The 14,210-nt window shown below is 69.8% G+C and carries 9 protein-coding genes and 2 pseudogenes; 6 read left to right on the top strand and 5 right to left on the bottom strand.

The window, feature by feature from the left end; all coding sequences use genetic code 11:
- Nucleotides 1-52 precede the first annotated feature (52 nt).
- The 5 genes and pseudogenes from SNE206_RS31375 to SNE206_RS31355 all read right to left on the bottom strand — a co-directional run bounded on the left by SNE206_RS31375 (nt 53) and on the right by SNE206_RS31355 (nt 5,688).
- On the bottom strand, nt 53-1,528 hold the full coding sequence (locus tag SNE206_RS31375; RefSeq protein WP_407916929.1) for an RICIN domain-containing protein: 1,476 nt from the start codon (nt 1,526-1,528) through the stop codon (nt 53-55).
- A 239-nt stretch (nt 1,529-1,767) separates the two neighbouring features.
- Nucleotides 1,768-2,142 (bottom strand): RICIN domain-containing protein, encoded by a 375-nt coding sequence (locus tag SNE206_RS31370; protein ID WP_407916966.1) that lies wholly within the window; start codon nt 2,140-2,142, stop codon nt 1,768-1,770.
- Nucleotides 2,143-2,259: 117 nt separating this feature from the next.
- Nucleotides 2,260-2,685: pseudogene (locus SNE206_RS31365) on the bottom strand (glycoside hydrolase family 76 protein); the annotation flags it as partial.
- A gap of 88 nt (nt 2,686-2,773) precedes the next feature.
- Nucleotides 2,774-3,094 (bottom strand): annotated as a pseudogene (locus SNE206_RS31360) (glycoside hydrolase family 76 protein); the annotation flags it as partial.
- Nucleotides 3,095-3,573: 479 nt separating this feature from the next.
- Complete coding sequence (locus tag SNE206_RS31355; RefSeq protein ID WP_407916928.1) at nt 3,574-5,688, bottom strand: glycoside hydrolase family 2 protein; 2,115 nt, start codon at nt 5,686-5,688, stop codon at nt 3,574-3,576.
- A gap of 643 nt (nt 5,689-6,331) precedes the next feature.
- Here SNE206_RS31355 and SNE206_RS31350 point away from each other — a divergent pair.
- The 6 genes from SNE206_RS31350 to SNE206_RS31325 are packed head-to-tail and all read left to right on the top strand — an operon-like array spanning nt 6,332 to nt 14,178.
- Nucleotides 6,332-7,585 (top strand): extracellular solute-binding protein, encoded by a 1,254-nt coding sequence (locus SNE206_RS31350; protein WP_407916927.1) that lies wholly within the window; start codon nt 6,332-6,334, stop codon nt 7,583-7,585.
- 14 nt (nt 7,586-7,599) lie between these two features.
- Entirely contained in the window at nt 7,600-8,769 is a 1,170-nt protein-coding gene (locus tag SNE206_RS31345) for an ABC transporter ATP-binding protein (protein ID WP_407916926.1), read from the top strand.
- A complete protein-coding gene (locus SNE206_RS31340; RefSeq protein ID WP_407916925.1) occupies nt 8,766-9,689 on the top strand; it encodes an ABC transporter permease in 924 nt (307 codons plus the stop codon). The genes SNE206_RS31345 and SNE206_RS31340 overlap by 4 nt, the downstream gene beginning before the upstream one ends.
- The gene (locus SNE206_RS31335) at nt 9,686-10,579 is read left to right on the top strand and encodes an ABC transporter permease (protein ID WP_407916924.1); all 894 of its coding nucleotides are present in this window, start codon (nt 9,686-9,688) and stop codon (nt 10,577-10,579) included. The genes SNE206_RS31340 and SNE206_RS31335 overlap by 4 nt, the downstream gene beginning before the upstream one ends.
- Nucleotides 10,580-10,609: 30 nt before the next feature.
- The gene (locus SNE206_RS31330) at nt 10,610-12,382 is read left to right on the top strand and encodes a glycoside hydrolase family 27 protein (RefSeq protein WP_407916923.1); all 1,773 of its coding nucleotides are present in this window, start codon (nt 10,610-10,612) and stop codon (nt 12,380-12,382) included.
- A gap of 47 nt (nt 12,383-12,429) precedes the next feature.
- Nucleotides 12,430-14,178 carry a glycoside hydrolase family 27 protein gene (locus tag SNE206_RS31325; protein ID WP_407916922.1) on the top strand — a complete coding sequence of 583 codons (1,749 nt, stop codon included), beginning with the start codon at nt 12,430-12,432 and terminating at the stop codon, nt 14,176-14,178.
- Nucleotides 14,179-14,210: the final 32 nt, after the last annotated feature.

Below are 14,210 nucleotides of genomic sequence, written 5' to 3'. Positions count from 1 at the left end.
AGGTGTGGCTGCCGGGGTGGCCGGACTCGGCCCTGTCGGGGCGCGGCTCCTGTCAGGAGACGCGCCAGACCTGGTTCGAGCCTCCGTTGCCGCTCCACTGGTCCAGGGCGGTGCCCGCGGTGGTGGAGTTCTTCGGCACGTCGACGACCAGGCCGCTGTGGAGGTTCTTGAGGACGTAGGAGGTGTTCGACGCGGAGGCGTAGTCGCCGACCGCGTCGAAGGCCCACAGCTGGTTGCTCGCGCCGGAGCACGGCCACTGGATGAGCTTTCCGCCCGCGGTGGTGGAGGCGCCCGACACGTCCAGGCACTTGCCGCTCTTGGCGCTGACGAGGCTGAAGACGTTGCCGTGGGCGCGGCGGAGGTTCCAGGTCTGGTTGGTGCCGCCGGTGGCGGGCCACTGGATGATGCCGGCGCCGTCGCTCGTGGACGCCTTGTCGACGTCGACGACCTGCGAGTTGCCGGCGCTGGTGAGGACGTGGCCGGCCGCACCGGGCACGGAGGCGTCGGCGGTCCAGGTGCCCGCGGAGACGTCCAGCGACCAGGACGAGAACCATCCGACGTTCAGCGTCGTGCCCGAGAAGGTGATCGGCAGCCAGACGAGCGCGGAGCTGCCCAGGTCCGAGGGGTTCCAGCGGTCGCCGGCGTAGATGTACGTGGTGCCCGAGGAGCCGCTGACCGGGATGATGTTCGCGGTCTGGGTGTTGTACGTCGAGGTGCCGACGGGTGCGAACTCGGTGAGCGTCGTCCACGGCCCGCTCAGCGAGGTGGCGCTGGCGTACACGTTGTCGTTGAGGTTCCAGCCGGTCAGGCGGGAGCCGAGGAGGTAGTAGCGGCCGCCGGACTTCATCATCGCCGGGGACTCGTAGTCGGGCAGGAGGGCGACGGTGGAGGCCGCGGAGAGGTAGTCGGCGGACAGCCGGTCGATGCGCAGGCCGTGCTGCGGATCCCGGGACAGCAGGTAGGCGGTGCCGTCGGGCTCCTGGTACAGGCCCAGGTCCTTGCTCTGGAAGCCCAGCGGCCGGGAGCTGCCCCGGTAGGTGTACGGGCCGCAGGGGGTGGAACTGGTCGCCACACCCACCTTCGCCTCGGAGTAGGACGGGCTGTCGATGTGCATGTACATCACGTAGGTGCGGGTCGAGGCGTTGTGGATCACCTTGGGCCGCTCCACGATCCGGCCCGGCCCCAGGTCGCCGCTCGCCTGCCGGGACAGCGCGGTGCTCCGGTAGGTCCAGGTGCGCAGGTCGGTCGAGGAGTAGCAGGGGATCGCACGGAAGGACGTGTCCGAGGAGTTCTCGCCGGTCTTGTCCTCGCCGAACGCGTACCAGGTGCTGCCCGACTTGACGATCCCCAGGCCGTGCATCTGCAGCCGGTTGCCGTTCTGGTCCTTCCACGCCGCGCCCGGGGTGAACGTGCTCACGTCCGCCGCGCGGGCGGTGGGCAGTGGTCCCAGGAGGGTCGCCGCGAGGAGCAGCAGTGCCGCCACGGTGCGCCGGAGCAGCACCGCCGGCCCGGGGGTGTTCTTCCGCATGGTTTCTGCCTTCTCCGGGGTCGTCGCCGACCGGTCGGGGTGGGTTGTCGTCGGCCAGGAGCGTCGATTCGAAAGCGGTCACCGCCCGGTTCCCGGCGGGACTGACGCCGGGAACCGGGGCACTGTGCGGCGGCGCCGCCGACCGGGTCGGCGGCCGACGGCGCCGGGCGCTGCCGGAGGCCCGCCGGTCCTCACCCGTGAGAAGGGGCGGACGGCCCGCGGCAGCGCCGTACGGGGGGTCAGCTCGACGGCGGCAGCGTCCACTTCTGGTTGGTGGCGCCGTTGCAGGTCCAGATCTGGAGCTGGGTGCCGTTGGTGGTGCTGGAGTGCGGGTCGTCGAGGCACTTGCCGGTGGCGGGGTTGACCAGGGCGCCGTTGGCCGGCTTCCAGTTCTGGTTGGCGGCGCCGTTGCAGGTCCACAACTCCACCAGGGTGCCGTTGGCGGTGTCGTTGCCGGTGATGTCGAGGCAGAGGCCGTTGGCGCGCAGGGTCTGGCCCTTGACGGTCCACTGCTGGGACGGTCCGCCGTTGCAGTCCCAGATCTGGGCCTTGGCCCCGGGTGCGGTCGATGCCTTGTAGTCGTCGAGGCACTTGCCGGCGATGCCGGACCTCACCGGGCCCGTCGGGTCCGGGGGGTTGCCGCCCGGTCCCGGCAGGGCCGCGACGAGTGCGTCCTCGGCGCTCGCCGTGCTGCTGGAGGAGAGCTCCCTGATCGGGCCGGCCCAGGAGACGCCGAATCCCTTGCTGTTGGTGTCGTGGGCCGCGATCGAGCTCGCCTGGGCGTTGAGCCACGCGTCGTAGGCGGTGGTGCGGGCGGCGGTGGCCAGCGTCCGCAGTCCGCGCACGAAGATGCCCTTGAACGAGGCGGCGTCCGGGCCGCAGCCCGAGGATTCGCACGGCTCGGTGAGGACGCCGTTCCTGGACAGGTGGGAGATCGCGGCGTCGGCGATCTGCCGGGCGGTGGTGAGCAGAGCGGTGTCCCCGGTGGCCTCGGACAGCTCGGACAGGCCGGCCAGCACGACGCCCTGGTTGTAGGACCAGGTCTGTGCGCCGTTGTTCCTGCACGAGGCGTCGAGGCCGTCGTTGACCAGGTGCGAGCTGTTGATCATCCCGGTGCCCTTGAACCAGTTCCACTCCTGCTTGGCCCGGTTCAGGTAGGTGGTGTCCCCCCGGGATGCGGTTGTGCAGGGCGGCCGTCAGCTGGAGGAAGAGCTCGTTGGGGATGGCGTTCTTGTATCCCCTGGCCGTGCTCCACCAGATGCCGCCGCCGCACGTCGAGTCCCAGTAGCCGTGCAGGTAGTCGGCGTCGGTCCTGGCCATCTGCAGGTAGGCGGGGTTCCCGGTGATGTCGTACGCCTGGACCCAGGCCAGCGCCCACCAGGCCGTGTCGTCCATGTACTCGTTCTCGAAGTTCGACGCCTTGTGCTTGTCGAAGGCCCCGGAGATCGCGTACGAGTACTGGGTGTCACCCGTGGTCTGCTGGTAGGTCTCGATCGTGCTCAGTGCCACCGCGGAGTTCCACCAGCCGGTGCCGATCTGACCGGTGCCGGGGTCGTAGGACTTCATCAGCGCCGCGGCGCCGTTTGCGGCGGGTGAGGCCGCCGACGCCGTGCCGGCCGATCCGGCCAGCGCCGACGCTCCGAGGGCCGTGGCCGTCACGGCCGAGCGCAGGACCATGGCCCTGCGCCGGCGCTTCGTCCCGCGGTCCCGGTCACCGGGTGCGGTCGTGCTGCCGTCCATGACACCGGGTGCGTGCGCGGTCGTCCTCACCGCGGCGTGTTCCGCCGTGTGAAGTCTCATGTCTTCCCTCGTTCCGGGTGGGGGTGGGGGGTGAGGGTGCGGGTGGGCGCGGGGGCCCTGTGACGTGCGCGAAGTGAGGCGGTGAGCTTTCGACGGGACGGCGTTCCTGGGGGTGTCCCGCGACATGGCGTGGTCGTGCAGGCCGCCGGGGAAGGCCTCCCCGGCCCGAGCCGGGGCGGGGCGGGGCAGAGCAGCGTGGCGTGGGGCGGGGCGCGTTGCCGTGCTCCCCGGAGCCGGGCGGTCCGTCAGGCCCCGGCGAGGGTCCAGGTCACGGTGTCGGTGTGGGTGGCACCGGCGATGGAGGCCGTGACGGTGAGGGTGTTGGTCCCCTGGCGGAGCTTCACGCCGGTCCACTTGAAGATGCGGTCCGAGCTGTTCCGCTTGCCGAGCGAGGTGCCGTTGAGCACGGCGGTGACCTCGGTGGCGTTGGAGTAGACCTTCACCTCGGTGGTGGCGTCGGTGCGTGCGGTCCAGCGGCGGCTGGTGATGTGGAGGGTCGGCTCGGGTGACCAGTTGGCCTTGTACCAGTAGAAGGAGTCCTTGCGGGTCGAGCGGTCGCGGGTGACCAGGCCCTTGTCGTTGATGCCGCGCTGGCCGCCCTCGTTGCGTCCGTCGGAGGCGAAGTCGAACATGTTCCACACGAAGCTGCCCCAGACGAAGGGCCGGGCGGCCAGTTGCTTCCAGGAGGCCTCGTGGAGGAGCGCCTGGTACTCCTCGGGGTGGAAACCGCTCCCGTAGCCGGACGGGTTGAGGGCGTGCTGGGTGATGTTCGCGCCGGCGCCGTACTCGGAGAGGGCGAAGGTGCGATTCGGCTCGGCCTTGTGGAGGCTGTCGGCCCAGCCGCCCAGGTCGTTGTAGGAGCCGCCGTACCAGCCGAAGTACTTGTTGTACGCGGTGGTGTCCGCGTGGCCCGCGACCTTGGCGTCGTTGCCGAGGTTGTTGGCGTAGGCGCTGAGGCGGTCCGGGTCCTCGCTCCTGACCAGCGCGGCAAGGCTCGCCAGCAGGTTGTTGGTGGCGGTGTCGTCGGTGCGCTGCTCGTTGCCGATGCCCCAGAAGACGATCGAGGGGTGGTTGTAGTTCTGCCGGATCAGCTCGCGCAGCTGGTTCTGCGTGCTCGCGGTGAAGGCCGCCGAGTTCGTGGTGCCGTTGACCAGCGGCACCTCGGCCCACACCACCACGCCGGTGGCGTCGGCGAGGTTGTAGTCCTTCTGGTCGTGCTGGTAGTGCGCCATCCGGACGGCGGTGGCGCCGAGTTCGCGGATGAGGGCGAAGTCCTGCATGTGGTCGGCGTCGCTCTCGGCCCAGCCGACGCCGGCGCGGTCCTGGTGCAGGTTGACGCCGTGCAGGTCCAGGTGCTTGCCGTTGAGCGAGAACCCGCCTGCGGGGTCGAGGCTGAAGCTGCGCAGGCCCAGCGGCTCGGTGACGACGTCCGTGACCTTCCCCGCGACGGCGTCCCGGATCTCCACGGTGGCGCTGTACCGGTACGGATCGGCCAGGCCGTTCCACCGGCGGGGGTCGGCGATGGTGAGCGTCTGGACGACGTCCGCGCCGGAGTCGGCCCCGATCGTCTGCGGTGCGCTGCTGCGGTCGGCCACGATCGTGCCGTTCGCGTCGGTGACGACGGCGCGCACCACCAGGGAGCGGCTGGTGGTGTTGTTGTTGAAGACCGTCGCCCGCACGTCGACCGTCGCCGAGGCCGCGGTGACACTGCGCTGGCGCAGGTAGACGCCGGGGCCGGCGTGGTCGAGCATCCGCACCGCGAGCTTGTCGACCGCGTAGAGGCTGACGTTGCGGTAGAGGCCGCCCTGGAAGGTGTAGTCGGCGCTCAGCGGTGCGATGTCGGGGTTGTCTGCGTTGGTCACCTTGACCGCCAGCACGCTCTCCCTGCCCGGCGTGAGGTTCGCCGTGGCGCCGAACCGGAAGCGGGAGTAGCCGCCCTGGTGCCGGCCCAGGTGGGTGCCGTCGATCCAGACGTCGGCGACCTGGTTGGCCCCGGCGAACTGCAGGAAGAGCATCTTCCCCGACAGGTCCTCCGGGACGGTGATGCGCCTGCGGTACCAGCCGACGCCGCGGTAGTAGTTGCCGCCGCCGTCCGCCCCGTCCTGGGCGTTCCAGGTGTGCGGCACGCTGAGAGCGCTCCACGCGCCGTCGTCGAAGGCGGGGGCCTGCGCGCCGGCGACGTCGCCCTGGTGGAAACGCCAGTCGGAGTTGAGGCTGAGCCAGGTACGCGATGCGGGCGGGGTGTAGGTCTGCGCGGCGGCCGGCGCGGCACCGGCCGTGCCGCCGCCGGCGGCGAACGTGGCGAGCGCGCCGCCGGCCAGGGTGCCGAGCACCGTGCGGCGGCTGGGGAGTTCGTGCATGGCATGCCTTCCCGGGGGGTGGGGGATGCGGTCCCGGACGGCTTGTGACTCCGTGCCGTGCGGGGGGAGGCTCAGGCTGGAACCACTGGGCCACATACGTGAACGATGATCTGCAATATGAACTCTAGTGAGAGGCGAGGCTAGGCCGGGGCGACTCCCAGGGTCAACCCTGCTGCGTGAGCGAGTAGTTCCATCCCGACGAGTGCAGCCGGACCCCTCATGCTTCACATGGGTGAACGCGCCGCGTGATGACCATCCTCACATCCCACGGGCTCCGACGCTCCGGCCTGCGGCTTCTTGCCCGGCCCGCATGTCGGAAAATGTTTCTTTGTCTTGAGTCTTGACCCTGGAAGAAACAGGACAGCACACTTTGGCCCATCCCCTCGCTGGGCGAAGGGCACATTCCGGGCCTGGACCAGCACCGCCAGGACGCGGCGACGACGGCGACCGTCGGAAGTCCCGCGCGAACCGCACCACGGTCCCCGTCCTGACCCTCCGTCTCCCCGCGAGGGGCGGCGGCTTCCCGTCCGATCCTGCAGCGGGTCGAGCCGGACAGGCCCGACAGTTCACGCGATCCTCCGTCCCGTCAGGCGGGCAACACGCCCGGCGGGACACGACCACACAGCGAAGGACATCACCCTCCATGCCCGAATTCCCCGGAAGCAGACTGAGCCTCCCCGCCCCCTCGCGCCGCCGGGTGCTGTCCACTCTCGCCGCCGCCGGCGTCGCGGCGCCCCTCCTTGCGGCCTGTTCCGCTCCGAGCGGCCCCAACAGCGGAAGCGCCTCGGCCGCGCCCGGCTCGCTCGCCGACACGCCCGCCGAACCGGTCACGCTGAACGTGCTGGACGTGGCGGGGAACCTGGCCCTGACCAAGCCGATGATCGAGGCGTTCACGGCCGCGCACCCCGAGATCGTCTCGCGGGTGACGTACAGCACCGGCACCGCGCCTCAGCTGGCCGCGAAGGTCCAGGCGCAGCAGCAGGCGGGCAACGTGCAGATCCACCTGGTGCTCACGGGGACCGACGGTCTGGCCTCCGGCATCCAGAAGGGCCTGTGGTACGGGTTGAAGCCGTACCACGACACGTTCTTCCCGGGCCTGATGGCCAACTACCAGCCGGCTGCGGCGGCGATGACCTCGCTGGCCGAGGACCAGGGCATCGAGCTGGTCTGGTACCCGTCGGGGCCGCTGCTGGAGTACGACCCGGCGAAGGTCTCGGCGCCTCCGGCCACCGCGGACGCACTGCTGGACTGGGCGAAGGCGAACCCGGGGAAGTTCCAGTACGCGCGGCCCGCGAACTCCGGTCCCGGGCGGACCTTCCTGATGGGCCTGCCGTACCTGCTGGGTGATTCCGATCCCACGGACCCGGCCGACGGGTGGTCCAAGACGTGGGCGTACCTGACGGAGCTGAACAAGCACGTCGACTCGTACCCGGCGGGGACGACCGCGACGATGAAGAACCTCGCCGCCGGCACCGTCCACATGGTCGCCACGACGACGGGCTGGTACGTCAATCCGCGTGCGCTGGGCACCGTCCCGGCCGGGATGAAGGTCGCGAAGTTCTCGTCGTTCACCTGGGTGAGCGACGCCCAGTTCGGGGTGATCCCCAAGGGCGTCGAGGCCGACGTGCTGACCGCGGTGCTGCGGCTGCTGGCGTGGATGCTCACCCCGGAGCAGCAGGCGTTCGCTTACGACGAGGGCTACTTCTACCCGGGTCCGGCCGTGAAGGACGTGCCGCTGAGCAAGGCCCCGGCGGCTTCGCAGAAGGTCGTCGAGAAGTTCGGGGAGCCGGACTTCGACGCGTGGATCAAGCAGTACCCCATCAAGAACTCGCTGCCGGCCACCACCCAGGTCACGGCCTTCGACCTGTGGGACCGCCGGATCGGCTCGACGAAGTGAGCAAGGTGTCCCCGATGACCCGTACCGCATCCGATCAGAAGTCCGGCCCGGTCCCCGGTCCGCCGGCGGAGGGGCCGTCACCGGTTGCCGACCGTCCCGGGTCGCAGTTGCGTGAGCTCCGGCTGGAGGGCGTCACCCGCGCCTACGGTGCGCACACCGCGCTGCAGCCGCTGGATCTGACCCTGCACGGCGGTGAGTTCGTCGCCCTGCTCGGCCCTTCGGGGTGCGGCAAGACGACGGCTCTGAACTGCCTGGCGGGCCTGCTCCCGCTGACGGGTGGTCAGATCCTCCTGGACGGGCGGCGGATCGACACGCTGCCGCCGGAGAAGCGCGGCTTCGGAATGGTCTTCCAGAACTACGCGCTCTTCCCGCACCTGAGCGTGCGGGCCAATGTCGCGTTCGGGCTGAAGATGCGCAAGGTCGGCAAGGCGGAGATCGAGCGCCGGGTGGACGGGGTGCTGCGGCTGGTCCGGCTCGGCGAACAGGCCCGCAAGCATCCGGGGCAGTTGTCGGGCGGTCAGCAGCAGCGTGTCGCGATCGCCCGTGCCATCGTCCTGGAGCCGCCGCTGGTGCTGATGGACGAGCCCCTGTCGAACCTGGACGCGGCGCTGCGGCTGGAGATGCGCACCGAGATCCGCCGCATCCACCAGCAGTTCGGCCTGACGACCCTGTACGTGACCCACGACCAGGAGGAGGCGCTGTCGCTGGCCGACCGCCTGGTCGTCCTGCACGAGGGACGCGTCAGCCAGATCGGCACTCCCGCCGACCTGTACGAGCACCCCGCCGACCCGCACGTGGCGGCGTTCATGGGCTACCGCAACCTGTTCCACCTGGAGGTGGCCTCCGCCGACACCGACGGCGTGCTGGCCCGCGGACGGGGAATGGCCATGCACGGCACACCGGTCGCCGGCCGCCGGCTCGTCGCGGGTGACGAGGTCGTCGTCGCGATCCGCCCGGAGGACATCCACCTCGCCCAGGACGGCGGCCGTGCCGACGTGGAGGCCGTCGCCGAGATCGTCGAGTACCACGGGCGGCAGTTCCACGTGGAAGCCCTCACCCGCGAGGGCGACCGCATCCACTTCACCACCGCCGCCTCCGTGCGCCCGCACGACACCGTGGCGCTGACGATCCCCGCCGAACGGGCCATGGTCTTCCTCCGGAACCCCCAGGAGACGGCCGCATGACCACCACCCTGTCGCCGCCGGGAGTCGCACCCGGCCCGGTGAGGGACCGCGCGGCGCTGCGGCACCGCCTGGCCGAACGCGGTGTCGACCGCACCCTGCTCCTGCTGCTGCCCGGGCTGCTGGCCGTGGTCGTGCTGTTCTGCTACCCCTTCCTCTACGGGCTGCAGATCTCCTTCCATCCGGACACCGGCGGTTTCCTCGGCTCCTACCGCGCCTTCTTCGGCAACTCCTTCGCGGTCGGCTCCATCGGCATCACCTTCCAACTCGCCCTGCCCGCCGCACTGATCAACGTCGGCGCGGCCGTGCCCGTCTCCTACGGCATGCGCCGTGACTTCCGCGGCAAGCGCCTCCTGCTGACCCTGCTCGTGGTGCCCATCACCCTGGGCACGGTCCTGACCGCCGAGGGCATCGTGGAGTTCTTCGGCCCGGTCGGCTGGTTCAACCAGACCCTGCACGCGCTGGGCCTGGCCGACACACCCGTACAACTGACCTACAACTACTGGGGCGTGCTGCTCTCCCTGATCATCAGCGGCTTCCCCTTCGCCTTCCTGCTCACGCACTCCTACCTCTCCGGCATCCACCCCGCTCTGGAGAAGGCCGCGGCCACCCTCGACGCCGGCCGGCAGCAACGCTTCCGCCACATCACCTTCCCCCTGCTGCTTCCCGGGCTCCTGACGACGTTCTGCCTCACCTTCGTCCTGGCCTTCGCCGTCTTCCCCTCCGCGATGATGGTCGGCGATCCCGACGGCAAGACCCACGTCATCTCCGTCGAGGCCTACGAAGTCGCCCTGGAGCGCTTCGACTACTCCCAGGGCTGCGCCATCGCCATGGTCATGACCGCCCTCATGCTCGCCGTCATCGGCATCGCCATGGGCCTGCGCTCCCTCCTCTACCGCGGCTCGACAGGAGGCAAGGGATGAGCACCCCGACGACCGCGGCCACCACCGCTCCCCCCGCCGGCACCGGCACCAAGCACGCGGGACGCCGGCGCCGCACCCTGACCCTGCGCCCGGGAACCTGGCTGGTCCGGGCCGCCCTCGCGTTCTTCTTCGTCAACCTCCTCGGCGTCATCGGCTCCGTCGTCCTGAACTCCTTCGGGAAGACCTGGTTCACCGGCTGGGCGCCGCGCGGCTACACCACCACCTGGTACAGCGAGGCCTGGAAGGAGTTCGACCTGGGCCCGGTCATGTGGGTCACCGTCGAGGTCTCCTTCCTCGTGGTGGTGCTGTCACTGCTCCTGGCGGTACCCGCCTCCTACGCCCTGGCCCGCCGGGACTTCCCCGGCAAACGCCTGCTGACCACGCTGTTCGTCCTGCCGATCCTGGTACCGCCCATCGCCTACGGCATCCCGCTGGCCACCGTGCTGTACAAGTTCCACCTGGCCGGCTCCCTCACGGGCGTCGTCCTGGCCAACCTGGTGCCCTCCATCCCCTTCGTGGTCTTCACCATGACGCCCTTCATCGAGCAGATCGACCCCCGCCTCGAAGCGGCGGCCCGGATGTGCGGCGCCTCCACCCGTTCCGTCCTCGTCCGCGTGCTGGGCCCCCTGCTCCTGCCCGGAATGCTCGCCGCGGGCATCCTCGTCCTGGTCCGCACCTTCGGCATGTTCGAACTGACCTTCCTCACCTCCGGCCCCGACAGCCAGACCCTGATCGTGTCCCTGTTCTCCGCCGTCTTCTCCGCCGGAATCCGCACCCCCCAGTCCATCGACGCCATGGCCGTCATCTACACCGCCTCCATGGCCGTCCTCCTCCTCGTCTCCCTCCGCTTCGTCAACCCCACCCAGCTCGTCGCCCGCAGCTCGAACTGACCCCCGCATGCCGGAAGGCGAAGGACCCCCATGACGTCATCGACACCGCACGGGCCGCACCGCACGGCCGGCTCCCTCCACCGCGGCCGGCGCATGCTCGCCGCAGCCGCGCTGCTGACCCCGGCCCTGCTCGGAACGGCGTTCTCGGCCGCTCCGCCCGCCGCCGCGTCGACCAACGGCGCCGGAGCGAAGCCCATTTCGGGATGGAGCAGTTGGAGTTTCATCCGGAAGGACCCGACCGAGGCGAACATCCAGGCGCAGGCCGCCGCGCTGGCCTCCACCGGCCTGGTGAGCCACGGCTTCACCTACGTCAACATCGACGACTTCTACTACCTCGACCCCGGCACGGACGTCGACGCCTACGGCCGGTGGGTGGTCGACAGCGCCAGGTTCCCGCACGGGATGAAGGCCGTCGGGGACTACGTGCACGGCAAGGGCGAGAAGTTCGGCCTGTACCTCACCCCGGGTATCCCGGTGGCGGCGTACAACCGGAACACCCCGATCGAGGGGACGTCCTTCCACGCCCGCGACATCGTCTCCGACACCACGCACTACGAGACGAACTACAACTTCCGCGACGGCTCGATGTACTTCATCGACTACGCCAAGAACCCCGCCGCCGCGCAGGCGTTCCTCAACTCGTGGGCGAAGCTGCTGGCCTCCTACGGCGTGGACTACCTGAAGATGGACGGGGTCCACACCTCCGACAAGGACGACGTCCAGCACTGGTCGCAGGCGCTCGACCGGTCCGGGCGCACCATCCACTTCGAGCTGTCCAACGCCCTCGACATCAACCAGGGCCCGTTCTGGAAGCAGTACTCCAACGGCTGGCGGGTCGGCGGTGACATCGAGTGCTACTGCAGCACCCTGACGAACTGGAACGCCGTCTCCCAGCGGTTCAACACCCTGCCGGCCTGGGTGCAGTACGACTCCTCCGGCGGATACGGCGACCCCGACTCCATCGAGGTCGGCAACGGGGCGGCCACCGGCCTGACCGTCGACGAACGCCGCACGCAGCTCAGCCTGTGGGCCATCTCGGCCGCGCCGCTGCTCCTCGGCACCGACCTGACCCACATGGATGCCGGCGACCTGGCCCTGCTGACCAACGACGAGGTCCTCGCGGTCGACCGGGCGGGCCGTCCCGCCCACCCCGTGGTGCAGGGCGCGCAGCAGCAGACCTGGTGGGCCCACACCAGTGACGGCTCCTACACCGTCGGCCTGTTCAACCTCGGCGGCTCCACCGCGAACGTCACCGCGAACTGGTCGGACCTGGGCTTCACCGGAAACGCCACCGTCCGCGACCTGTGGAGCCACACCGACCTCGGCACCTCCGGCGGGAAGTTCACCGCCTCGGTCCCCGGCCACGGCTCCCGCCTGCTGCGCGTCACCCCGGCCGCCGGCCACGGCACCATCGGCGCCCCGCTGGTCAGCAAGCTCTCCGGCCGCTGCGCCGACTCCCCGCAGGGCACCACCTACAACGGGGTCCAGCTGGAGGTCTGGGACTGCAGCAGCAGCGGCAGCCCCAACCAGAACGTCACCTACAGCACGTCCGACAAGACCCTGCGCATCGAGGGCAAGTGCTTCGACGCCCACAACAAGGAGACCTCCCCCGGCACGCACGTCGAGATCCACGACTGCAACGGCGGGAGCAACCAGCAGTGGAACAGGAACGGCAACGGCACCGTCACCGGTGTCCAGTCGGGCCTCTGCCTGGACGTCACCGGTACCACCAACCCCAACGGCGCCGGCCTGGAGCTGTGGACCTGCAACGGCGGCAACAACCAGCAGTGGACCTTCAAGTGACCCGCACACCGCTGACAACCAAGGCATTCGTACACCGTGGAGGACAGATGAGATCTCGATGGGTGGCAGTGGCGCTGGCGGCCGCCGTCGGCGTGGGGCTGGCCGGTCCGCAGGCGCTGGTGCAGACGGCCCGGGCATCGGACAACGGCATCGCCGTCAACGCCCCGCTGATGGGCTGGAGCGGGTGGGGGTTCCTGCAGCGGGATCCCTCGGCCGCCAAGTTCAAGGCCCAGGTGGACGCCCTCGTGTCGAGCGGGCTGAAGGACCTCGGCTACAACTACGCCAACATGGACGACTTCTGGTACAAGTGCCCGGGCAGTCAGGGCCCCGACGTCGACTCCGACGGCCGCTGGGTGACCGACGGATCGCTGTTCCCGGGCAGTGACGGCAAGGACGGCATGGAGGTCCTCGGAGACTACGTGCACAGCAAGGGACTGAAGTACGGCCTCTACGTGACGCCGGGCATCTCCGCCCAGGCGGTGGCCAGGAAGACGAAGATCAAGGGCACGTCGTACACCGCGGACCAGATCGCCACGACGAGCAGCGCGAGCAACTTCAACTGCAAGGGCATGCGCAACATCGACTTCAGCAAGCCCGGCGCGCAGGAGTTCATCAACTCCTGGGCCGACCAGTTCGCCGACTGGGGCGTGGACTACCTGAAGCTGGACGGGGTCGGTGCGTCGAAGACGGCCGATGTCACGGCCTGGTCCAAGGCGCTGAAGCAGACCGGCCGCCCGATCGCACTCAACCTGTCCGCCAGCCTGTCCGCCTCCAACGGCGCCACCTGGTCGTCGCTGGCCAACTCCTGGCGCATCGACGGCGACATCGGCGCCAGCCCGAAGGGCTACAGCTTCCCGCTCACCAGCTGGGCCAACGTCTCCAGGCGGTTCGACGACGCGGCCACGTACCAGCCGTACGCCGGGAAGGGCGGATGGAACGACCTGGACTCGTTCGGTGTCGGCAACGGTGACGACGACGGCATCACCCCGCCGCAGCGGCAGACCAACATGGCGCTGTGGGCGCTGGCCAGCTCGCAGTACATGCTGGGTGCCGACCTGACCCACCTCGACGCGGGCGACAAGGCGCTGCTGGCCAACAAGCGGCTCATCGCGATCGACCAGGACGGCATCCCCGCCGCCCGGGTGGTCAAGACCGACAACGAGCAGGTCTTCGCCAAGCGCGAGAAGAACGGCACCTGGTACATCGGTGTGTTCAACACCGACACCTCCTCCAGCCACACCTTCAGCCTCCCGCTGGCCCAGCTCGGGCTCACGGGCACCGCGAAGATCACCGACATGATCAACAACGACAAGCCGCTCGGCACCGTCAGCACCTACACCACCAGCGTGGCCGCCGGCGGCGTCGCCCTCATCTCCGCGGTCGCCACGTCCGGCACGGGCGGCACCGGCGCACTGGTGAGCGCCCAGTCCGGCAAGTGCGTCGACACGGCCGGCGGCACCGTGTACTTCCCGGGTACCAAGGAGCAGATCTGGGACTGCAACGGCGGCATCAACCAGCTGTTCTCGCCGACCTCCTCGGGCGAGCTGCGCACGATGGGCGCCACCGAATGCCTCGACGTGTACGAGGGTTCCACCACGTCCGGCGCCAAGGTCGACCTGTGGCCGTGCAACGGCAGTTCGGCCCAGAAGTGGTCGGTCAGGAGCGACGGAACCATCGTCGCGGAGAAGTCCGGTCTGTGCCTGGACGTGACGGGCGCGAAGACCGCGAACGGCACTCCGCTGCAGTTGTGGACGTGCAACGGCACCTCGGCCCAGAAGTGGTCCTGGGACTACTGACCCCCGCTCCCACCGGTTGACGTCCGGTCGTG

Source organism: Kitasatospora sp. NE20-6, from assembly GCF_045862635.1.
The sequence above is the reverse complement of the archived record's forward strand: the minus strand, read 5'-3'. Positions and strand labels throughout refer to the sequence as shown.

Coding starts and splice junctions, on each gene's coding strand:
- SNE206_RS31375 (WP_407916929.1), bottom strand. CDS start 1,528: ATGCGGAAGAACACCCCCGGGCCGGCGGTGCTGCTCCGGCGCACCGTG.
- SNE206_RS31355 (WP_407916928.1), bottom strand. CDS start 5,688: ATGCACGAACTCCCCAGCCGCCGCACGGTGCTCGGCACCCTGGCCGGC.
- SNE206_RS31350 (WP_407916927.1), top strand. CDS start 6,332: ATGCCCGAATTCCCCGGAAGCAGACTGAGCCTCCCCGCCCCCTCGCGC.
- SNE206_RS31345 (WP_407916926.1), top strand. CDS start 7,600: ATGACCCGTACCGCATCCGATCAGAAGTCCGGCCCGGTCCCCGGTCCG.
- SNE206_RS31340 (WP_407916925.1), top strand. CDS start 8,766: ATGACCACCACCCTGTCGCCGCCGGGAGTCGCACCCGGCCCGGTGAGG.
- SNE206_RS31335 (WP_407916924.1), top strand. CDS start 9,686: ATGAGCACCCCGACGACCGCGGCCACCACCGCTCCCCCCGCCGGCACC.
- SNE206_RS31330 (WP_407916923.1), top strand. CDS start 10,610: ATGACGTCATCGACACCGCACGGGCCGCACCGCACGGCCGGCTCCCTC.
- SNE206_RS31325 (WP_407916922.1), top strand. CDS start 12,430: ATGAGATCTCGATGGGTGGCAGTGGCGCTGGCGGCCGCCGTCGGCGTG.